This window comes from Rickettsia rickettsii, assembly GCF_001951015.1.
Classification (GTDB): domain Bacteria; phylum Pseudomonadota; class Alphaproteobacteria; order Rickettsiales; family Rickettsiaceae; genus Rickettsia; species Rickettsia rickettsii.
The window spans coordinates 837,135-858,234 of sequence record NZ_CP018914.1 but is presented as its reverse complement, the minus strand read 5'-3'; the positions used below and the strand labels follow the sequence as shown (position 1 = coordinate 858,234).

Below are 21,100 nucleotides of genomic sequence, written 5' to 3'. Positions count from 1 at the left end.
TAATTTATAGTAGGTATATGGCATGGTTAAAGAAATAGATATAAATAAATTATTAGCACAAGAAAATAATGCTTTAAATGCTATATTAAGCCACGTAAATGAATTATGCAAGCAAAATAAGCAGTTGCAAGGTTTAATCGAAATACAAAATGAAACTAAAGAACTAGAAAAAGAACATAATAGATCGTTGCCTTGGTTTAAAAGATTTGTAAAAACAGTTTCTAATGTAAAGTATATTTTAATAAAAAGTGAAGAACAGTTAACAAATGAAGCAATAAAGTATAATAATAAAATATTAAAAGATATTGATAATAAGATATATAATATAGCGGAAAAATCTGCACCTTTAAAGCAAGCATTACAAGAAGAAATCGAAAAAAGTTTTAAGGATTTAACAAAGAAAGATTTATCTAAAGATCAAAGAGCAAGATTATCGGAAGTATTTTTTAGTTATAAGAGTAAACCTGAAAGATTCTCAGCTCTACATATGACAAATCCCTTACAATTCATTAATGCTGAAGCGCTAGAGAAACAATTTAATTCTTTAAATGCTACAAAACAAAACATCCAAAATTTAATATCCGAAAATTCTAATATCAAAGAACTGAAAGAAATACAAAAACAGGTTGCTGAAATTAGAGCAGAAGTACCTCATACATTTTTTGAAAAATTAAATAATATTTGGCAAAATGTTAAAAATGTTTTTGTAAATAATAGTGAGCAGGTTTTAGCAAAAAACAAAGAGAGTAATACTAGAACAATTAGAAAGATTGATGAACAATTATATAAAATGCAGCATAAATTTGAGGAATTAATTGAAAATAAAGAAAGAAATATTAAGGATATAATTGCAAAATTACCTGACAATGAGGAGTTACAAAAGATAGTAAGTAACCTTACAAATCACATGGCTTCAAAAAAAGAACCAATATTAGCAAATGTGTCCCTAGCTAAACCTTTGGAAAATAACATTCCACCTCCACCTCCACCACCGCCTCCTTTACCGGACAATAACATTCCACCTCCACCTCCACCTCCACCACCGCCTATGGCTCCGGTTAAGACATTATCTAAGGCTGTAGAAGCTACTACGGTTAAAAAACTGGAAAATCAACCACGTCCTTCTATAGATACTTCTGATTTAATGAGAGAAATAGCAGGGCCAAAAAAACTAAAAAAGGTTGAATTTGACCCTAATACAGGAAAACCGGTTGCACATTCTCATAGTAAGCCTGCTCAGAATGTTAACAAACCTAGTGGACTTGAATCAATTTTCGCACGAAGAGTTGCTATAGAGATGAGTGATAGTAGTAGCAGTGAAAGCGATAGTGGTAACTGGAGTGATGTTAGTGTTAATAGGAATAAATCAAAAATGCTTAAAACTAAAGGAGAACGAGATGCTAAAATGACTACGCATGCTCAAAAAATTAATAATAGGAACTCACAAAAACCATCATTTGTTAGATAATAAATGTCATTCCCACGGAAGTGGGAATGACATAAAACACCATATAAATCTACCCTTTAAACTTCTTAGTTATTTCAACTATTCTTTTACCAAAGAAATTAGCAGTTTTTAAATCGCTTTGAGTAGGAGTAATATCAGGAGAAGATTTGTGGTTAGATTGAGTCATACGTCCTGACCAGCTACCTAAGCGGTTAATTTTATTGAGATCAGGCATCTCATGATCAGAAAAATTCGGAGCAGCTTCAGCTTGCCTGACCCAAATCATACAATGCTGCATAGGGAAGTGAAATAGCTGCTGAATACTGCAAACTTATCACCTGTAAAAAGCAGAATTAGTAAAAGCTGCAGCTATTTTATCTTTCCATTTTTGTTGTGCCCATCTAGTTGAGGTAGCTTCCATAAATATTTTAAACAATCTGGCTAAACTACCCATATAGGTTGGGACTCCAAAAATGATAGCCCCTGCATTGTCTAATAAATCCCAATCGAGATTATTAGGTTTATCTTTATTTATTTGTATAAGAAACATTTGCTCCTGCTTCTTTTATGCTCTTATTTAGTTTTTCAGCTACTATAATATTACGATAGCTACTTTAACCATTTTATTCTCCTATAAATTAACTATAAACTCGGCTTCAGTTTTAGACTTTATTTCTTCAATAGTAACATCGTCAGCTTGTCTAACTAATATCATTTCATCTTTATCAATATCAAAAATTCCAAGATCGGTAATTACTCTGTTAACTACTTTTTTACCTGTTAACGGAAAGTTGCATTCTTTTAATAATTTAGCACCGCCATCTTTTGCGTTATGTTCCATTATAATAACTACTCTTTTGGTGTTAGCGACCAAATCCATAGCTCCTCCCATACCTTTAACCATTTTACCCGGAATAGTCCAGTTGGCAAGATCGCCTGTTTGTGAGACTTGCATAGCACCTAAAATAGTTAAATCGACATGCGAACCTCTAATCATCCCAAATGAAAAGCTACTGTCGAAATAGCTGCTTTCAGGAATAGCAGTAATAGTTTGCTTACCGGCGTTAATTAAATCAGGATCTTCCGCTCCTGCGTAAGGAAATGGTCCCATACCAATCATACAGTTCTCGCTTTGAAATATTACATTCACTCCTTGAGGTATATAATTTGCTACATGCGTAGGCATACCTATACCAAGATTGACATATAATCCGTCTTTAAGTTCCTCTGCGGTTATTTGATAAATTTCTTCTTTGCTCCAAGGCATATTTTATTTTTCCCTGACAGTTAATTGCTCAATACGTTTCTCATATTTTTCACCTACTATTAATCGCTGTATGAAAATATTAGGTGTGTGAATATTGTTAGGGTCAAGCTCTCCCACCTCAACTATTTCCTCTACTTCACAAACTGTAACTTTAGCGGCACCTGCCATGACTGCATTAAAATTTCGTGCAGTTTTATTATAAATCACGTTGCCGCTTTTATCAGCTTTAAAGCCTTTAATAATAGCAAGGTCAGCTTTAAGGGCAGTTTCCATGATATATTTTTTGCCGTTAAACTCCTTTGTTTCTTTACCTTCCTCTACAATTGTACCTATACCTGTTTTAGTATAAAAAGCTGGAATTCCCATACAAGTAGCCCTAATTTGTTCAGCTAAAGTGCCTTGTGGGTTTAGCTCAAGCTCTAAAACCTTATCAAGATATTGTTGCTCAAAAATCTTATTTTCTCCGACATACGAAGAAATCATTTTTTTTATTTGTTTAGTTTGAAGAAGAAGCCCAAGTCCGAAGTTGTCAACACCGCAATTATTGCTTATAACTGTTAAATTTTGAACATTGCTTTTAAGAAGTGCATTTATTAAATTTTCAGGAATACCGCATAGACCGAATCCGCCCGACATTATAGTCATGCCGTCATAAAGAAGTCCTTCAAGAGCAGCTTCAGCCGAAGGATAAATTTTAAATTATTTAATATCTATTATTTAAGACATTAGGAAGATTTGCAAAAGAAGTCAAGGACATACACAAGTTTGGTATATTACAAAAATACTGTACAAGAAATTAAATTTAACCATTGCTGCTTGTTTTTTGTATTCATCAACAGTATTAGTAACTGCATCAAATATTGATGACAATATAACAATTCAAGAAAATTCTAAAAAAAATTATAGTTAATTATAGTTATGTAGTGACTTATGATAAAGATATGTCCTCAAGAGTGAGTAGTAATGTTGCTATGTCATTAATTGAAGGTTACCGTCAATTAGATGATGCTATGTTTGCCGATTCAGATAATATAGCTATGAAGATCTTAAGTTATATTACAAGATTTACTGCTACATCTTGGATTATGGTAGGTAATCATGAAATAGGAGGTTATGGAGCAAGAGCAAAGAATTTGATTTAAAAGTAACAAAATATGAAGTAGATCCTTTTGAGGGTACAACATATTTTAAAACTAAAGATTTTAATTCTTTGCAAGTTCATAAGCACATTGCTATAGATACAGGGGGAATGCAAGCAAGTTATTTGTTATCTGAAAATATTAAAGATAGATACATGGCAAGTAACAAAATTAATCCTACTTACGGTATAGGTTATTTATGGACAAGACTAGAGCAAGCAAGTTATATTTTTAGTACTAAGTTTGATGGCAAAGATAAAAGCGGTAATGATATAAATACATATGTAAAAGCGATTAACTCCATATACGGTAAAAATTATATTACTGTAAAATTTTTTCATATGCTTATTTAGATTTATTTGATCCGTTTTTATTCTATTCAGGATATTCATTTATTAACTTAAATAATATTCCGATGATTGAATTAGGACCGGTTAAATATTTACCGGCTACTAGAGCTATACTTGCTCCATACGGTTTAGAGCGTGGTTTAGTTAACCATTTTGTTGTTGATAACAAATATATTCAAGTTAATATTAATTACGGCAAAAATCAAAAATTTAAGTCTTACGGTGTTGGAGTTAAAGCTAATAACTTAGTCAAAGTTGAATTTATCGGTTTAGGTTTAGAAGCGACATTTTGGAATCAGCCTAAAATGTTAATCGCTACCCCTTTAAAAGAAAATTGTAAGCAAGGTGGACTTGGAGCCGTTAATTTTGAGCTTAGCTTAAATGAAACATTTAAGATAGTCGGCTCAGACGGTTACAAAACAGTGGGATTTATAGAAGGTATGCCTTTAAAATCCTCAGCTATAGTTAGAGCAGGGTTAAAATTAGCTTTATACGAGAAGGCTTTGTTGCATGATTAATATGTCATGCTTGTGAAAGCAGCAATCCAGAAAAAAGCGCGATACATCAAGCTTTTAATTTTCAAAACTTACTGTGTATGCACCGTTTAATTACTGGATTCCCGCTTTTGCAAGAATGACATATTAATCATAATTTGTATATTTTATTATTCTTCTTTTATTATAAAGTATATATATTTGTATATAAGATAATTATGACTATATATGCTAACTATTTTAGAAAAATTCTTATTCTCTTCTGTAAAAACGTTCATCAATATACGTGAAGATACCGTATCTGCTCTTAAAAGGCTTGGTATTAACAATATTCGTGATTTATTATTTTATCTACCTGTTTCATATCAAAATAAAATATTATCTCCTAATTTAACTGAAGTTAGAGACGGTGACATAATCCAAACAGAAATTGTAGTTGAGAGCATTAATTTACCCAAGAAAAGTAGTCAGCCTTTAAAAATTACAGCTAGCAATGATACTGGTTCTTTGTTATTAGTGTTTTTTCATAAACCCCCACCGTTTATTTTTAATAAGCTGCAAGTTGGTACTTCTCATATTATCAGCGGAAAGGTACAATTTTTTGATCATTACTTACAAATTGCGCATCCTGAATTTATTGTAAATCCTAAACTCGCAAAAGAAATAGAGCCGATTTATTCCCTGACATATTTACTTAGTAACAAGAAGTTATATTCATATATCATAAAAGCAATAGAGATATTTGAAGAGAAGTGTAAGAGTATAGAAGATAAAGAAGTAAAAGATTATTTAGATATTATATTGCAGAATTTGCAAATGTTGCATGTTTTCCATCATTGCGAGGAGGCATGCATGCCGACGAAGCAATCCAGTAATGTAAAATCAATAAATGCTAGATTGCCACAGCCCCTAAAGGGGCTTCGCAATGACGATTTATATACTAACGCCAAAAAACAATTAGCAGCTAAGGAGCTTATAGCTAATCAAATATCTCTTTTAAATGTACGTACGCAAATAAGTAGAAGACAAGGTAATATTTACCCTAAAGCTGTATCTATTCAAGCAAATATATTAAATGAGCTAGGATTTGAGTTAACCTCTTATCAAAAGCAAGTCATAGAAGAAATAGAGTGTGATCAAAGCGATAAAATAGAAATGATGAGATTGTTGCAAGGCGATGTTGGTTCCGGTAAAACTTTGGTAGCTCTGCTGACGATGGTAAATGTGGTAGCCACTGGATTTCAAGCAACGCTTATGGCTCCAACTGATTTGCTTGCCAATCAGCATTATGAGTTTTTTGTTAAAGCTTTAAAAAATACTAATATAAGAGTCGGATTACTTACAGGTAAGATACTGGGGGCCGCTCGTAAAAATATTATGATACAACTTGACAACGGTGAGATTGATATATTAGTCGGCACTCATGCTTTATTTCAAGAAAAAGTAAGTTTTAAGAAATTAGGTTATATAGTTATTGATGAGCAGCATAGATTTGGGGTACAACAGCGTTTGAATTTAATAAATAAAGGAGTAAATCCCGATGTGTTAGTTATGACTGCAACGCCGATTCCTCGAAGTCTTGCACTGACTATGTTTGGTGATATGACTATCTCAAAGCTAATGGGTAAGCCGAAAAGTCGTTTACCTATCGCTACAAATACCATGTCCGTTAATAAGATAGAGCATATTATAGTAGCGATAAATAAGAAGCTTATTGCAGGTGAGCGGGTATATTGGATTTGTCCATTGATAGAGCAGGGAGGGAAAGAAACGCCGGAAGAGGATAGTTTATTGATGGATGTGATGAATCGTTTTAACTCTATCGACAATATCTATCCAGGTTATACCGGTATTATTCACGGTAAGATGAAGAACGAGCAGAAAGACCAAATCATGAAGCAATTTAAGGAAGGTGAAATTAAGATATTAGTTGCAACAACCGTTATTGAAGTCGGAATAGACATACCTGAAGCCACTTTGATAATTATTGAAAATGCTGAGCAATTTGGTCTCGCTCAACTTCATCAGCTTAGAGGTAGAGTAGGGCGGGGTAGTTTGCAGTCATATTGTATATTGTTATACAATCCTAAAAGGCTTAGAAAAGTTGCACGAGGTAGGTTTGAGATAATGAAACAAACTAATGATGGATTTTATATAGCTGAGCAGGATTTAAAACTTCGAGGTAGCGGTGAGATTTTAGGAGTAAAACAAAGTGGCGAAATCGCATTTTTCTTCGCCGATTTAGCGGACGATTATGACCTACTTCTTAAAGCGCATAAATTTGCGGCAATAGGCTCAAAAGGTAATGTAAATTTTGTTAACTTTCAGATCAAGCTCTTTGCCAAATCTCAAGTAAGCGAGCTGGTTTAGTTTGAATATGCTATTTCCGCTTGACATTGGCGTTGTTGCGTGGATCGATTTTTCTGTCATTGCGAGAAGAATTACGCAGTAATTCGATAAAGCAATCTCGTGCCAAAATCCTGAGATTGCCGTGCTCCTTTCAGTCGCTAGCAATGATGAAAAACCGTACCGTGCAAGCAAGCTTTTTTATAAAATCTAGAATACTATAAGTTAAAGTTAATCCTGTGTGATTTCAGCAAGTCTAGTAAACAGAGCGTCAATCATATCCCAGCCTTTTTTTTGAATAGTGAGTAAAGAAGCATCATTAATGTTTATTTGTTTTAATAAAGCTATTCCCATTTGTTCATGTTCAGGATCAAGATACATATGTGTTTTGAAATGTTTTGCTGCTTTATGATTAAAAAATATTGATCCTAGTTTTGCATAAAATATAGTAGCACAAGACTCTATTACTAAATGGACAAGGACGGCTCTTTCACTATCTCCAAGAGTCATCATTTTTAGCGTAAACCAAGAACCTAAGGCCTCAAAAATAGAATCTGTAGTTTCTTCATTATTTTCTAGATTTTGGAATAATTCTATATTATGTCCAAATTCATCGGTAAGATGCTCCCATGCAAGTTGTTGAAATTCTTTTGTTTCAGAAAACACTACTCTTGCTAATACCATTTTTTGAAATGCGTCTGACCAAAGCCGAAAATGTTTAAGAAATTTATTTTTTCGTAGCGTACTATCTAACTTAATTTTAAATAATTTGTTTTTTTTAAATTGCTCTTTATATTGTTCATTATCCAACATTAAACGATCTATTATATTCATATATTTAAATATATTAATATTAACTAAATTACGCATCTATTATATTCATATATTTAAATATATTAATATTAATTAAATTACGCTGTCACTTATTCTTAATGTTTATTTACCAATTTTTAAAACCATATGTGTATTTATAGATGAATATGAATTGTAAGATCATAATGTGTATGCAGTAAATATATAAAACATTGCGACTTATCCATTTTAGATTTATAGCTATTTTTTGTGAATAATCGCTTAGGATCATTAATATATAGGTAATTGTTAAGAAAGTGAGGTTTAAAATTAAGTCAGTATTTGAAAAATTAAACTCATTAAAGGAAATCGCAAGAGTAAAAAGAGTTGAATGCACGAAAGAAGCAAAAATTGCTATAAAACAGCAAAGTTTTAAGTTTGCCTGCTCATGTTTTGAAATAAATCCAAGTATCATTGTAGCAATTACAAGAGTCCCGTAATCAATCAAAGCCCAGCTAATATACCACAATAGTACCATTATAATTGCATGACAATAACCGCTATAGAAAAAGCGAGTTAAAGAATTACGAAAATAATAAATATACCATTGCCCTAAATAGATAGAGATTAGAATATTTGTAGTAAGAAACTGTTTAAATAGTACAGTGGTATATATTTGTAATAAAACACCGAATATTATTATATGGGTTTTTGGTTTATCATGAAAATTATAACCGGCAAAAAAGCAAAATACTGGCATAGTTGTACGACCTATGATCCGCATAATTGTTAATTCAGGATATAGATATAAACCTACATGATCAATGATCATGGCTATAATAGCTAAGGCTTTTAGCCAATCCTGATAATTTGATTGGTGCTTATTTTTTGTTATTATCATAATTAACCGCTTTTAATAAATATGCCGTGCCGAAAAATGCTCCCATTCCAACTGCAATTGTACTACCTAGCATACAGACTTTAATCAGTAAATATTCCGAATAAAAATATTCTAAATAATAATGCTTTATTAAAGCAATTATAATAGACATTAATATACAGCATAACAAAATTTTACCGCAGAAAAGTTTTATACCGGCTTCTATATGAAGCTTATTTTGTTTTGTAGTATAGCTATATAATAAACCTAGATTATACCAAGCTGCAATAGATGTACCGACTGCAATACCGATATGTTTCAAAGAATCCATTAATAATAGGTTCATGCCGGTATTAATTATTATTGAAAATAAGGTTATTTTGAGCGGTGTTTTAGTATTTCCGTTAGCATAAAAAATAGGAGTTAAAATTTTTGCCAAAATAAAAGCAGGGAGCCCAAGTGCAAACGCAGAAATAGCCTCAGCTGTATTTGTAGTATCTTGGCTCGTGAATACTCCTCTTTCATAAATTATATTAATAATCGGATGAGATAGAATTATAATACCAAATGTAGCAGGCAACGATAATAATAATCCCATTCTAATAGCATTATTCTGTATTTTTTTTGCAGCTACTATATCATTTGATTTATAGATTTTTGACAGCTCAGGTAGCAATATAGTAGAGAAGCTAGTACCTATTATTGATAGAGGAAATTGATATATCCGGTCGGCATAAGCTAATATAGAAATAGCACCTTCAATAAAGCTAGCAATAGATTGGGATATGAAAAGGTTTAATTGCTGTATGCCGGAGCTAATGGTTGCCGGTCCCATATTAATCAAAAGCTTTTTTACATCGGGATCGCTTAGGTTAAAAATTATCGGAAAGTTTAAATCCGCTCTTTTCACACAGACAAACATAAACGAAACTTGTAATATTCCGGCCATTATTAAAGATAAGCTAATTGAGATAGTAGATTCTATATAATGATCGAATGTTAAAGTAAAAATTATTACGCATATACTTAAAATAACCGGTGAAAAAGCAAATGCAGCGAATTTTTTTATAGAGTTTAATATTCCGCCAAGTAGAGCCGTTAATGAAACAAATATTAAATAAGGTATTGTAATTCGGCATAAAAATACCGTAAGCTCAAACTTTTCTTTTTTACCGTGAAATCCAGGAACAATAAACAGCATTAATTGTGGCATGAAGATTTGCATTAATGCTATTATTACTATTAATGTCACAAGTAAAAGGGTAAAAATCTCACCTGAAAAATTATTAGCAGCTTTCTTAGAAATAAGCATTTTTTCATTATAAATAGGAATGAATACGCTTGATAATGCTCCTTCTGCAAAAATTCTTCTAAATAGATTCGGTAGTTTAAAAGCAACATTAATGCTATCACCCATAGGCGTAGAGCCGAATAATGATGCGATAAACTGTTCACGCACTAAGCCAAATATGCGAGAAATTAATGTGCAAAAAGCTACTACGACTCCTGAACGAAATAATCGACTTCTTGCATAACTTGCCTCTAAAGGTAATTTGTGCGTCAATCCGGTACTCGCATTCTCACGTACTAAAGTGTACGCTGCGGTGCTGTGTTCCGTGTTTCCTTTAAATTCCTCTTTATTAGCTACGTTATGCAAGAAGTCGGTCACTGTTTGTTTTTTATCTTATTTTTCTGATGTCATTCCCGCGGAGGCGGGAATCCAGTAAAACCTATAAAAAATAAAAACTTCTTTTTATAGGTTTATTTTGTTAATTAATGTGTAATTGTTGAGATCGGGATTAAGGCTACTTTTTCTGGATTCCCGCCTCTGCGGGAATGACATCAAGCACCATGCAAGCAACGTCATGAATTCTTATCCCTAGCTGACCCTATCTATTCCTTCATTGATTAAAGCGTCTGCTTTTGATTTATTTTCCCATCCAGTAACTTTAACCCATTTACCTTTTTCTAAATCTTTATAATGCTCAAAGAAATGCACGATACGTTTCTTGAGCATGTCACATAAATCATCTAGCTCTTTAATATGATCGAAAGTAATATCGAGCTTAGAAGTCGGTACTGCGATTATTTTCTCATCAAGCCCTGATTCGTCTTCCATCATCAATACACCGACTGCTCGGCATTGTATAACCGACCCAGGCACTACCGGATGATGAGCTACGACAAGTACGTCTACTGGATCACCGTCATTTGAAAGAGTATGAGGAATAAAACCGTAATTGCATGGATAGCTCATGGTAGTTTGCATAAAGCGATCAACAAAAATTGCTCCTGATTCTTTGTCAAATTCGTATTTGATTGGACCGCTATTCATCGGAATTTCGATAATTACGTTTATTTCGTAATTATTTGCTTTTGCTTTGATTTTATCTATAAACATGTTTTTATTTATTTGGTTTAGTTGTTTTTCGTCATTGCGAGAAAATTTACGTAAGTAATTGACGAAGCAATCTTAGGCCTATTTTACTAGATTGTCACGTCGCTTCGCTCTTCGCAATGACGTTGTTATTGCGGAGGTCTGTAATTCTCATCATGCTTTGCAAGTAATTGTCTTGCTATAAATTTCCCGTTCGATAATTGCCCGATGGCAATAATTCCTTGTCCTTTACGAAATAGAGCCGGAAGGGCGCCTTGATATAATATCTCGCAATCCTTAATATTATCGGTAATAACAAAACTTATCTTATCATCAGCAATTTTATTTATTGAGTCTGTTTTAACAAGCCCACCGACTCTTAACTCTTTGCCTTGTTCTATTTCATTAATTTTTGACGGCGGCAAAAAAAATACTATATTTTTCTCTAAATTGTAAAGTATTATACTAATTCCTAAAAATGCTGAGCAGAAACAAATAATTATTGTTATTAATCTATTTCTTACTCTCTTTTGCATTAAAGTTCTGTTTATTTTTCAATGACTTGTAATTTAAAAAACTTACAATTAACAATGCCGCTAAGGTTAAAAAGGTAAATAAATACGCTACCGATATATAATTATTCATTTCTTAAAAATTCCATAATTTCCTTAGGTGAAGAATCTAAATAGAAATGTTTCAGATATTTTCCGTTTGCATCGATTAAATATGTAAAAGATGAATGATCAAGCATATAGTTCGGGTCATCATCATCACCATGCACACGAGCATAGAAGACCTTGAATTTATCAGTTACATCTTTTATTTGCTGCTCGTTACCGGTAAGACCTATAAATTTCGGATGAAAATGTTTTAGATATTCTTTAAGTGCTATAGGAGTATCACGTTTTGGGTCAATAGTGATAAAAACAGGTAGAATATCTATTTTATGTTTATTTAAAATTTCTACAATCTCCGTCATTTTATTTAGAGAGGTTGGGCATATATCAGGACAACTAGTAAATCCAAAGTAAATGAGGCTTAAGTGGCCTTTCAACTTATCACTATTAAATATCTCTCCATTTTGGTCTATGAGTTCAAAATCACCGCCGATTTTTACGTTATCTTCATAGATATTAACTTGACCGGCAAGTGGCTTTTCAGGCGTTCTTAAAGATAACAACAAATATAATGCTCCTACTCCTATTAATAAGCTAATTACGATAATTATTTTTATAACATTTGACTGTATTTTCATAAGATATTATCCATTTTTGTGTTGTCATCCTAGCTGGTCCTGCTGCATGGCTCTTATGTTATTCCTGCGAAAGCAGGAATCCAGAGAAAAGTGAAAATGTCATACCGTGGCTTGACTACGGTATCTTATATCACAGGCCATGTTCTGAGATCCCGCAATCAAGTTGCGGGATGACATTAAAGGTTACTGGATTCCCGCTTTCGTGGGAATGACATAAAAAGACCATACAACAAAGTCTACTCTTTTACACAAGCCCTAATTTTTTAGGTTTAAAATATTGTACCCAAATATCTATTAACAATTTAGTAATGATAATCGCCGAAAACATTGAAGATATAATCCCGATCGTTAATGCAACGGCAAAACCTTTGATTGCACCTACTCCAAATATATAAAGTAAAAAAGCAACGATTAAAGTAGTTAGGTTAGCATCAAGGATAGTGGCAAACGCAGATTCAAAACCGGTTCTAATAGCATAAAGATTAGACACTCCTTTATGCAGTTCCTCTTTAATTCTTTCGTAAATCAATACATTAGCATCAACAGCCATACCCATAGTGAGTATTATTCCTGCAATTCCCGGCAGAGTTAAAGTAGCTTGGAAAAGTGAAAGTAAAGCTAAAATATATAACAATGCAAGGCTTAAGGCTATATTGGCAAATAAACCAAGCACACCGTAAGACCAAACCATAAATACACACACTGCTATAAATCCTATAAGTCCTGCCTTTTTGCCCGACTCTATAGAATCAGCACCCAAATTTGGACCTATACTTCTCTCTTCAATAATTCTCAGTGGGGCAGGAAGCGAACCGGCTCGCAATAATAGTGCAAGCTCATTTGCCGACTCAACGGTAAAATTTCCTGTTATTATACCGCTTCCGCCCATAATCGCTCCGTTTATCATTGGAGCACTTAGTAATTTATTGTCTAAAACTATAGCAAGGCGTTTACCGGTATTATTTTTAGTTATTGCACCAAATATTTTACTACCTAAATTGTTGAAAGAAAAAGCAACTACCGCTTGCGAATTTTGGTCAAAAGAAGCTGAAGCGGTTGTAAGCTTATCCCCACCCAAAACAACTTTTTTCTTTATAACGACATAATACTCCCCATGACTTTCGTTATCTCCCTTAACTAGCATTGAACCTACTGGAACATGTCCTTTTACCGCTTCTTCGATATTGGCATTTTCATCAACTAAATGAAAAGTTAGCTTTGCAGTTTTCCCTAATATATTCTTCAGGTAAGAGGGATTTTCTTCACCGGGAACTTGCAGTAATATATGCTTATCGCCTTGTTTCTGTAGGGTCGGCTCTTTAGTGCCGGTACTATCAACTCTCATGCGAACGATCTCAATAGATTGGTCTACGACCTTATTAAGTAAGTCATTTAATCTAGATTCGCTGTAGCTAAGCTTTATTTTATTTTCATTTACTTCAGCGATAATTTCTGGATCGATTTTATTAATTATTTTCTTTAACAGCTTTAATTTCTCAGGCGATCTTACTTCTAATTGAATGCTATTTTGTCTAACTAACAGATTTTTATAGCCGATTTTATCCTCACGAAAATTTTTGCGTAAAGTGTCGGCAAGATTTTCCATTGAATCATTTAAGTAGGTGTCAAAATCAACATCGAGTAATAAATGGGCTCCTCCTCTAAGATCAAGTCCTAGATTTACTGAATCATGAGGTAGAAACTTAGAGTGTACCTGCATGAAATTAGGTAAGGCACAAATAACCGCAAAAACCGTACATATAATTGAAAGAAAAATTTTCCACTTAGGAAGATTTTGCACCGCTTACCTTCTTATTTTTTTTGTTTTCTTTTTTTACTGCTACTTCTTTTGTACGACTAGTTATATCGATAATAGCACTTTTTAAAACTTTAATACGTACATCTTTAGCTATTTCGATTTCAATATTATTGTCATTTTCACTTACTTTAGTCACAATACCATAAATGCCGCTATTTGTTAGAACTTCTTCGCCTTTTTTAACTTCACTTACTAATTTCTCTCTTTCTTTGCGTCGTGTTTCTTGTGGACGTAATAATAAGAAGTAAAATACAGCAAAAATTAAAACCATCGGTATTAAGCTTGTTAACCCCGATTGTAAAGAATTTGTTTCTGCAGGCACTACCTCAGTTTCCTGTATTTCTATAGTGTCGTTATTATTTGCCTGATTATCTTGCGTATTTGCTGACATATGTAATTTCCTAATTGTTGCAATAGTCTTTTCCTGTATAACCTCTTTCTAAAAGTAATTTGTATACCTTTGATACTTCAAGCTTTGGTACGTCAAATTTTAGGCTTCGCCTTTGCTCATGTAGTTTTCTACGCTCAGCAGGCTCACCACTTACTTGGCTTCCAACTTTTGAAGTATCTGCGGTATACATCAATCGGGTACTCGCATCTCACGTCCCTTTTTGTACGCTGCGGTGCTGCGTGCCGTGTTTCCTTAAAATTTCTCTTTATAAGATAGGTTATCACTAAGTCTAATAAAATAAAAATAGCTACCTAATAGCTTTAATGCAAGGGTAAAATAATAATATAAAATATATTTAAATGTATTTTATACTAATATAAGTTATCACAAAACCGATAAATGGCTATTTTTATGACAGTTATAACTAATAGAATTTCTAATGCACTAGATATTATACTTTCTAATGTTGTTAAGGAAATCGCTAGACCAAAAGGATATATTATACGTAAAGCAATAGAAAGTTATATAGAAGAAAAAGCAGATTTATTAATTGCTGTGTCTTGTGTAGAAAAAAGAGAAGAAGTAATTTCATTAGAAGATATTAAGAAAAAATATGGTTTGGAAGATTGAATTTATAATAAACTTACTGATGTCATTTGCAAAAGGGTGTTGTTGCTTGGCTCAAAACACATGCTCTATGTCATTCCCGCCTACGCGGGAATGACATAAAATGGACAAAATCACTGGAGCGGGTGAAGGGATTCGAACCCTCGACTTCAACCTTGGCAAGGTAGTGCTCTACCCCTGAGCTACACCCGCTTAAATAAAATAACGGCGTTTTAATGTAAAAAGTTTAAGGGGATCAAAATTAATTACATAAAAACGCCTTAGTGCTTTTTAACCTAAGCGAACCTGAATATAAGTAATTATAAGATAAATTGCAAGTATTAAATTAGAAATTTATTGGCATTGCTAAATAAAGATATATTATTTAATAAATTAACGCGCAAGGCAATTACAAAGTATATTGACTAAGCAATCTAGTTAAAAACTCTGTAAACTAGAATTTATTATTATTTTTTTAGATTGATACGCTCCTTTCAGTCGCTCAGCTCATTACGACACCTGTCTTGAGTTAGCAATGCTATAAAAAATCTAATTTTGTTAACTTGACTTTTATTTTGATATAAAACAGTATAGTTCTTTATTAATTTTAACTAATCTGTAGAAAAGTATGTGAAGTTACGCAAAAGAGCAAAAAAGTTTAGCCCGTAATCAAAAAGAAACAATAGGACTACTATCGATAGGTACGTTTCTTGCATATTTTGATCTCACGCTCGTACACATGGCGGTAATACTTAACGAGCTATTTTTTCCTGAAACCGATGTACTAGCAGCTTCTCTATATTCTGCCATTGCATATTGTGCAACATATGTATTTAGACCTATCGGTGCTTTAATATTCGGTTGGATAGGAGATACTATAGGTCGTAAGGCAACGGTCATTATTACAACTTTTTTAATGTCGCTTTGTTATCTTATAATGGCTAATTATAAAAACTTATGCCGAAATTGGTATTACGGGGACTTTTGTAGTAACTGCGTGTCATATCGCTCAGGGGATGTCCTTTATAGGGGAGGTATTAGGTGCCGAGCTTTATCTAACCGAAATGACAAAAATTCCTCAACGTTATTGGGTGGTGGCTTCGCTTGTTGTTTTTGTAATTTTAGGTGCAACCGTGTAGCATTGGCGGTAGGAACACTTGTTACTTCTTTTGGACTTGATTGGCGTATTGCATTTTGGTTTGGAGCAGCTATTGCTATAGTTGGTGCTGTTGTAAGGACAAATCTTAGGGAGACTCGAGATTTCATTGATGCAAAAAGACGAATAAAGAAAACTGTAGAGCAAGCAGGGATAGATAGTAATCAGCTAAAATCAAGCCCTATTTGGAGTGAAAAAATTAATAAACCAACAGCAATAGCTTTCTTTTTGGTACATTGTGGAGCCCCGTTATGGTTTTATTATTGTTTATATTTATTGCGGTAATATGCTAAAAACTCATTATAATTACAGTGCTAATCAAGTAATTCATCAAAATTTTATTGTTTGTGGTACAGAATTAATAAGTACAATAATTGTTACTTATTTGGTTTGTCAAATACATCCTTTAAAAGTCCTTAAAGTAAGATGAATAATATTTTCTATGGTAGTCCTTATATCTTCTATCTTACTAAATAATATTTCAAATACTATAGAATTACTTTTATTCCAATTATTTATTGTAGTATTTGTCCCTACTACTTTTCCGGCAGGTGCAGTGTTTTATGCAAGATTTCCAGTATTAAAACGTTTTACATGCGGCAGTTTTATATTTGCTTTATCACGAGCTTTAATGTTTGCAGTTTCTTCTTTTAGAACAATTTACTTGATAGATTCTTTTAATCACTGGGGATTATTATTCTTGATTATTCCAATTCTAATTGGTTATACATTTGGAGTAAATCATTTTATAAAGTTAGAGGAGGAAGCAGAGAGTTATTATTAGAAAAAGCTTTGTGTCTTTCAAGTTCAATATTAAAAACTTTTAGGCATAACTTAGCAAATTCTTGTTCTAGTTTATAATTTATATTAGCAGCGATCAGAAGAAAATTTATTAAAGTCGCTTCAATAATTTTTCTAGCTTTCTCAGTGATTTAACTCCCAAAGTTTGCACATTATGAATTCGGTCAAATAATTTTATTAATGCCGTATTGTATCTTTTTTCTTTAATTAATAAGTTTAGGCTTTCTCCGCTACTTATCTTCCCGTAAGATTTAATTCTAGTTAGACCTTCTACGTGTTTTGCTACTTCCGGTCCAAAAATTTCGGTAATTGCTTCTTCAGTTAATTCAGTGTCTTCAATAGTATCATGAAGTAAAGCGGCTTGCAGCATAATAATGTTATAAAGCTTAGGTGCTTCTTCAGCTACAAATTCAGCAAGCATAATTTTTACCTCAATCGGGTGCGAATAATAAGGATCGCCTGATTGACGTATTTGAGAACCGTGTTACGTGCATAGTGGATACCTTTTGTGATTTCGAGTATATCTATAGGATTTGCTACTTTAGTATTTAAATATTCGAGTTTATCAAGTAATTTTTGACTATAAACACAAATTGCAAACTTTTCTTTCCAAGAGCTTATATCTTCTATAAAAATTATTGCTTATTTCATTATAATTTGTGGGCTATTAATTAAAAAATTAGGCATTGCCTAGAAAAAGTTGATAATTTGAAAAGTTTACGTCATTGCCACGCTCTTTGCAGTCGCTTAGCTCATGACGATATCAACCGTTGCGAGGAAATGTCAAAAATTGCAGTAATAAATAGCTGCAGATTAGGTTCTATGAAGGAAAATTAATCCTAAAGTCAAAATATAACTATGTTAAACCGTAATAGTTTAGAAGTACAAGAGTACGCACAAGCTAGCTCCTTAAATAATACTAATCTAACTGCATCACAGGGTGAGTTAATACTAACTGTCGCAAATTTATTGTTCAAAGAGTCAAATATTAATAATCATCAGAATATACAAAGAGATAATAATATATCTTATGAGAATAATATTACCGACTTTGAAAATCAGGATACAAGTTGTGGTATATGTAAATGTCTTGGAGCGATAGCTACTGTTTGCTGCAATGTATATATATTTTTATTTGAATAAACACCAAATTTTACACTAAAAAAATATGAGCAAGGCTTAAGAAAGTTAGGAAACCTAGAGCATCGGTTATGGTTGTTAGAAATACACCGGAGCCTGTAGCGGGGTCTATATCAAAATAATGCAGTATTATAGGAATAGCAGAGCCGAATAATCCGGCTACTAAAAAATTTAAAATAACTGCAATAGCAAAAATAACGCTAAGGTTTAAGTCAAGCAACATCACAAAGCTAAGTCCTGCTCCGATAATTGCAAGTACAAAACCGTTAAAAGCCGATACGGCTATTTCTTTTAATATAACTTTATTGACATTATTATAATGAATATCTTTATTAGCAAGGGCTCTAACCGTAACGGTCATGGCTTGTGTTCCGGCATTTCCGCCCATTGAAGCTACAATAGGCATAATGGCTGCAAGCGTTACAAGTTTTGCAATAGTATCGTTAAAATGGTTAATGATAAGTGAGGTCATGCAGGCGGTGATTAGATTAACAAAGAGCCAAGGAAAACGATGTCTAACGGTATAAAATACATTGAAGAAGGTATCTTGAGTGTGTACCCCGCTTAATGATAATATATCTTTGCCGGCTTGTTCTTCGATAATATAAATTATATTATCGATTGATACGCTACCTACTAACTTACCGCTTTTATTTACTACCGGTACAATAGTTAAAGCATATTGTCTAAAAATGAAGCTTAGTTCATTTAAGTCGGTAAAAGCATCTGCAAGTTTAAAATCTTTGTTCATCAAATCTTTTATCAATTCATTTTGTTTGCCTTTAATTAGCGTGCTAAGAGAAATAATACCGATAGGGCGTAATTTATTATCCGTAACGATTGCCGCATAAAAGTCATTCTTTACGTTCTTGATAAAATTTAATGATTCCTCGACCGTCCATCCTTCTTGAAGATTAATAAAATCTCGTTCAATTACCCTACCTACCGTATTTTCGGGATATGTACAACCTACGGTAATTTGGTGTTTTTTTTCTTTAGTGAGATTACTTAGGATCAGGTCTTTTATATCATCGTCTAGATCGATTACTACTTCAATAGCATCTTCTATAACTAGCTTATTGATTAATTCTGCAGATTTTTTTATGCCTAAAGTTTCTATTATTAAAGGTTTACTATAAGCATTTAATGATACTAACGTTTCAGGCTTAATTTCATCCTGTAATAAAGGAATAATTATTTTATATGTTTTATTGTTAAGATTATCTAAGAAATCTGCTAAATCAGCATAATGAAGCTTGGCCAGCCTGCTTGCAGCAGCATCATAATTGTGATTTTCGATCAGATCGTTAATTTGATCAAAAATTTCAGCAAATTGATCGTGATGATCTGGTAAGATGCTTTTAAATATATTGAAATTAGGCATAGCCTATTGACCTAATAGTTTATTATAGACTTATTATAATTATTTAAAGCTGGGTAGCTAGGCTTGGCACAGAATTGTGTACAATTTGCTAATCAATATAAATCACAGAGTACAAATAAGCAATAGTTTTTATTTTAACTCCTTTTCATTTATCAGGAGTATACAATTAGCACAAACATTTGCTAACAAGACGAACTTAGGAGTAAATATAAAATCTGAAGTGTCGAAACAAACAAAAATTTGACTTTGTGAAAAACCGGCGAATGGTGCGGTCGAGAAGACTTGAACTTCCAATCTTTTTACAGAACAGCACCCTCAATGCTGCGCGTCTACCAATTTCGCCACGACCGCTTAAGTTTTACTCTATAGCAGATTATGAGTAAAATATCAATAGAATTCTTTTGATGTTATTTCCACCTTTCTATGTCATTCCCACTTCCACGGGAATGACATAAACTAGCCATGCGACAACACCTTTAGTCGTTCGCAATGACGGAAAGCTATTCAAGATAAATCAACAACAAAACTAGGTGTAATCGATTGCTTAACAGCAGCTTTCATTAAACTATCTAGTTTTTCATCAATATTATCAAAATCAATATGATATTCTCTAGAATTTCCGGTTAACACTAGGGCAGAGTCTATACCAAGGCGATTTGCTGCAAGTATATCGGTGTAAACAGTGTCCCCAATCATTAACATGCGATTCTTAGGGGTATTATGACATTCTTTTAAAATTTTGCTATATATTTCTTCATATGGCTTACCACTATAAATTACTTTTCCGCCAAGCTGCTTTATTTTTTCGGCATAATAGCCGCTACAATATCTATAAACACCGTGCTGATTTATTCCAAGGTCAGGATTAGCACAAATATTGACCATTTTACGTTGTACAACAATTTTAAATAATTCATTGAATTCGTTTAAATCTAAATTTTCGTTTTCGTCTCTGTAAATAGTCATTAAGAAAATATTAGCTTTGTTAATATCGTCAGTGATAGGATATTGAATTCTGTTTATTATATCATTTTCTAAATGTCCTAAATGATATATTGCTGGTTTTTCTATACCGAACCGCTCTTTACTTTCTAGTATCATTTCTACTGCTATTTCTCCTGAGCTAATGATCATTTCCGGTTCTGCATTTAATCCCCACGATTTAATTGTTTGATGCAGTGAAACAATATTGCGTGGAGCATTAGTGACAAAATATACTTTTTTTCGTTCAATAATCTTATTGATATTTTGTACGACTCCCGGATAGGTAAGCCCCCCTTCAATTATTACCCCCCAAAGATCGAATAAAAACACGTCATAATCATTCATTACATCGAAAATATGTTTGAACTTTAATATATTCATTGTTATCTCGCGAATTTTAAATCAAGAAACTTTACTATTTTAATAAGTTACGTTATAGTCATTTTTATTGTTTCTAGCAACAAGTAATAGA

23 protein-coding genes, 2 tRNA genes and 2 pseudogenes are annotated in these 21,100 nt (G+C 32.7%); 9 read left to right on the top strand and 18 right to left on the bottom strand.

The features are described from left to right. Positions 1 to 22 precede the first annotated feature (22 nt). Positions 23 to 1,468: an Arp2/3 complex-activating protein RickA gene (gene rickA, locus BTU51_RS08630; RefSeq protein ID WP_012262501.1), complete on the top strand. Its 1,446-nt coding sequence runs from the start codon at positions 23 to 25 to the stop codon at positions 1,466 to 1,468. Positions 1,469 to 1,517: 49 nt separating this feature from the next. Here the strand turns inward: rickA and BTU51_RS09380 are convergent, their stop codons facing one another. The 4 genes from BTU51_RS09380 to BTU51_RS05175 all read right to left on the bottom strand — a co-directional run bounded on the left by BTU51_RS09380 (position 1,518) and on the right by BTU51_RS05175 (position 3,359). After that, positions 1,518 to 1,733, bottom strand: coding sequence for a hypothetical protein (locus BTU51_RS09380; RefSeq protein WP_012151068.1), 216 nt, complete (start codon positions 1,731 to 1,733; stop codon positions 1,518 to 1,520). 48 nt (positions 1,734 to 1,781) lie between these two features. Beyond that, the gene (locus BTU51_RS09375) at positions 1,782 to 1,997 is read right to left on the bottom strand and encodes a flavodoxin family protein (protein ID WP_012151067.1); all 216 of its coding nucleotides are present in this window, start codon (positions 1,995 to 1,997) and stop codon (positions 1,782 to 1,784) included. Between the two features lie 81 nt (positions 1,998 to 2,078). Continuing rightward, positions 2,079 to 2,714 carry a 3-oxoacid CoA-transferase subunit B gene (locus tag BTU51_RS05180; protein WP_012151066.1) on the bottom strand — a complete coding sequence of 212 codons (636 nt, stop codon included), beginning with the start codon at positions 2,712 to 2,714 and terminating at the stop codon, positions 2,079 to 2,081. Positions 2,715 to 2,717: 3 nt separating this feature from the next. Further along, positions 2,718 to 3,359 carry a CoA transferase subunit A gene (locus BTU51_RS05175; RefSeq protein WP_012262499.1) on the bottom strand — a complete coding sequence of 214 codons (642 nt, stop codon included), beginning with the start codon at positions 3,357 to 3,359 and terminating at the stop codon, positions 2,718 to 2,720. A 278-nt stretch (positions 3,360 to 3,637) separates the two neighbouring features. Here BTU51_RS05175 and BTU51_RS05170 point away from each other — a divergent pair, with 278 nt between their 5' ends. The 4 genes from BTU51_RS05170 (at position 3,638) to BTU51_RS05155 (ending at position 7,067) form a co-directional block, all read left to right on the top strand. Beyond that, a complete protein-coding gene (locus tag BTU51_RS05170) occupies positions 3,638 to 3,856 on the top strand; it encodes a hypothetical protein (protein WP_230453542.1) in 219 nt (72 codons plus the stop codon). A gap of 68 nt (positions 3,857 to 3,924) precedes the next feature. Next, a complete protein-coding gene (locus BTU51_RS09370) occupies positions 3,925 to 4,206 on the top strand; it encodes a hypothetical protein (protein ID WP_230453541.1) in 282 nt (93 codons plus the stop codon). Positions 4,207 to 4,268: 62 nt separating this feature from the next. Further along, complete coding sequence (locus BTU51_RS09365; protein WP_230453738.1) at positions 4,269 to 4,721, top strand: hypothetical protein; 453 nt, start codon at positions 4,269 to 4,271, stop codon at positions 4,719 to 4,721. A 204-nt stretch (positions 4,722 to 4,925) separates the two neighbouring features. After that, positions 4,926 to 7,067, top strand: coding sequence for an ATP-dependent DNA helicase RecG (locus BTU51_RS05155; RefSeq protein WP_012151064.1), 2,142 nt, complete (start codon positions 4,926 to 4,928; stop codon positions 7,065 to 7,067). 207 nt (positions 7,068 to 7,274) lie between these two features. Here BTU51_RS05155 and BTU51_RS05150 read toward each other — a convergent pair whose 3' ends face one another. The 9 genes and pseudogenes from BTU51_RS05150 to BTU51_RS10205 form a co-directional block, all read right to left on the bottom strand. Next, the gene (locus BTU51_RS05150) at positions 7,275 to 7,877 is read right to left on the bottom strand and encodes a hypothetical protein (RefSeq protein WP_012151063.1); all 603 of its coding nucleotides are present in this window, start codon (positions 7,875 to 7,877) and stop codon (positions 7,275 to 7,277) included. Between the two features lie 106 nt (positions 7,878 to 7,983). Further along, positions 7,984 to 8,736 (bottom strand): TraX family protein, encoded by a 753-nt coding sequence (locus BTU51_RS05145; protein WP_012151062.1) that lies wholly within the window; start codon positions 8,734 to 8,736, stop codon positions 7,984 to 7,986. Continuing rightward, positions 8,717 to 10,279, bottom strand: a complete 1,563-nt coding sequence (gene murJ / locus BTU51_RS05140) for a murein biosynthesis integral membrane protein MurJ (RefSeq protein ID WP_410526369.1) — start codon at positions 10,277 to 10,279, stop codon at positions 8,717 to 8,719. Before murJ ends, BTU51_RS05145 begins: the two co-directional genes overlap by 20 nt. A gap of 315 nt (positions 10,280 to 10,594) precedes the next feature. Then, positions 10,595 to 11,116, bottom strand: coding sequence for an inorganic diphosphatase (gene ppa, locus BTU51_RS05135; protein ID WP_012151060.1), 522 nt, complete (start codon positions 11,114 to 11,116; stop codon positions 10,595 to 10,597). A gap of 125 nt (positions 11,117 to 11,241) precedes the next feature. Beyond that, the gene (gene ccmE / locus BTU51_RS05130; protein WP_012151059.1) at positions 11,242 to 11,628 is read right to left on the bottom strand and encodes a cytochrome c maturation protein CcmE; all 387 of its coding nucleotides are present in this window, start codon (positions 11,626 to 11,628) and stop codon (positions 11,242 to 11,244) included. A gap of 101 nt (positions 11,629 to 11,729) precedes the next feature. Continuing rightward, positions 11,730 to 12,347, bottom strand: a complete 618-nt coding sequence (locus BTU51_RS05125; protein WP_012151058.1) for an SCO family protein — start codon at positions 12,345 to 12,347, stop codon at positions 11,730 to 11,732. Between the two features lie 244 nt (positions 12,348 to 12,591). Further along, positions 12,592 to 14,148, bottom strand: coding sequence for a protein translocase subunit SecD (gene secD, locus BTU51_RS05120; protein ID WP_012262495.1), 1,557 nt, complete (start codon positions 14,146 to 14,148; stop codon positions 12,592 to 12,594). Then, positions 14,132 to 14,557, bottom strand: coding sequence for a preprotein translocase subunit YajC (yajC, locus tag BTU51_RS05115; RefSeq protein WP_012151056.1), 426 nt, complete (start codon positions 14,555 to 14,557; stop codon positions 14,132 to 14,134). The genes secD and yajC overlap by 17 nt, the downstream gene beginning before the upstream one ends. Before the next feature lie 37 nt (positions 14,558 to 14,594). Beyond that, positions 14,595 to 14,851, bottom strand: a pseudogene (locus BTU51_RS10205) (palindromic element RPE1 domain-containing protein); the annotation flags it as partial. 105 nt (positions 14,852 to 14,956) lie between these two features. Here BTU51_RS10205 and BTU51_RS05105 point away from each other — a divergent pair. Continuing rightward, positions 14,957 to 15,187 (top strand): antitoxin, encoded by a 231-nt coding sequence (locus BTU51_RS05105; RefSeq protein WP_014362385.1) that lies wholly within the window; start codon positions 14,957 to 14,959, stop codon positions 15,185 to 15,187. A gap of 114 nt (positions 15,188 to 15,301) precedes the next feature. Here the strand turns inward: BTU51_RS05105 and BTU51_RS05100 are convergent. Next, positions 15,302 to 15,376 (bottom strand) — tRNA-Gly (locus tag BTU51_RS05100). A 526-nt stretch (positions 15,377 to 15,902) separates the two neighbouring features. Here BTU51_RS05100 and BTU51_RS09360 point away from each other — a divergent pair. Both BTU51_RS09360 and BTU51_RS09355 read left to right on the top strand, forming a co-directional pair. After that, on the top strand, positions 15,903 to 16,604 hold the full coding sequence (locus BTU51_RS09360) for an MFS transporter (protein ID WP_230454785.1): 702 nt from the start codon (positions 15,903 to 15,905) through the stop codon (positions 16,602 to 16,604). Between the two features lie 157 nt (positions 16,605 to 16,761). Next, positions 16,762 to 17,103 carry a hypothetical protein gene (locus tag BTU51_RS09355; protein WP_012262492.1) on the top strand — a complete coding sequence of 114 codons (342 nt, stop codon included), beginning with the start codon at positions 16,762 to 16,764 and terminating at the stop codon, positions 17,101 to 17,103. Here the strand turns inward: BTU51_RS09355 and BTU51_RS05085 are convergent. Beyond that, positions 17,066 to 17,750 (bottom strand): annotated as a pseudogene (locus tag BTU51_RS05085) (HD domain-containing protein). The gene BTU51_RS09355 and the pseudogene BTU51_RS05085 overlap by 38 nt on opposite strands. A 228-nt stretch (positions 17,751 to 17,978) precedes the next feature. On the opposite strand from BTU51_RS05085, the gene BTU51_RS05080 reads away from it, so the two are divergent. Next, the gene (locus BTU51_RS05080; RefSeq protein ID WP_012151050.1) at positions 17,979 to 18,263 is read left to right on the top strand and encodes a hypothetical protein; all 285 of its coding nucleotides are present in this window, start codon (positions 17,979 to 17,981) and stop codon (positions 18,261 to 18,263) included. Positions 18,264 to 18,273: 10 nt separating this feature from the next. Here BTU51_RS05080 and mgtE read toward each other — a convergent pair whose 3' ends face one another. The 3 genes from mgtE to BTU51_RS05065 form a co-directional block, all read right to left on the bottom strand. Then, positions 18,274 to 19,644 (bottom strand): magnesium transporter, encoded by a 1,371-nt coding sequence (gene mgtE, locus BTU51_RS05075; protein WP_012151049.1) that lies wholly within the window; start codon positions 19,642 to 19,644, stop codon positions 18,274 to 18,276. Positions 19,645 to 19,908: 264 nt separating this feature from the next. Continuing rightward, positions 19,909 to 19,995 (bottom strand) — tRNA-Leu (locus BTU51_RS05070). 153 nt (positions 19,996 to 20,148) lie between these two features. Continuing rightward, positions 20,149 to 21,009, bottom strand: a complete 861-nt coding sequence (locus tag BTU51_RS05065; RefSeq protein ID WP_012151048.1) for a TIGR01459 family HAD-type hydrolase — start codon at positions 21,007 to 21,009, stop codon at positions 20,149 to 20,151. Positions 21,010 to 21,100: the final 91 nt, after the last annotated feature.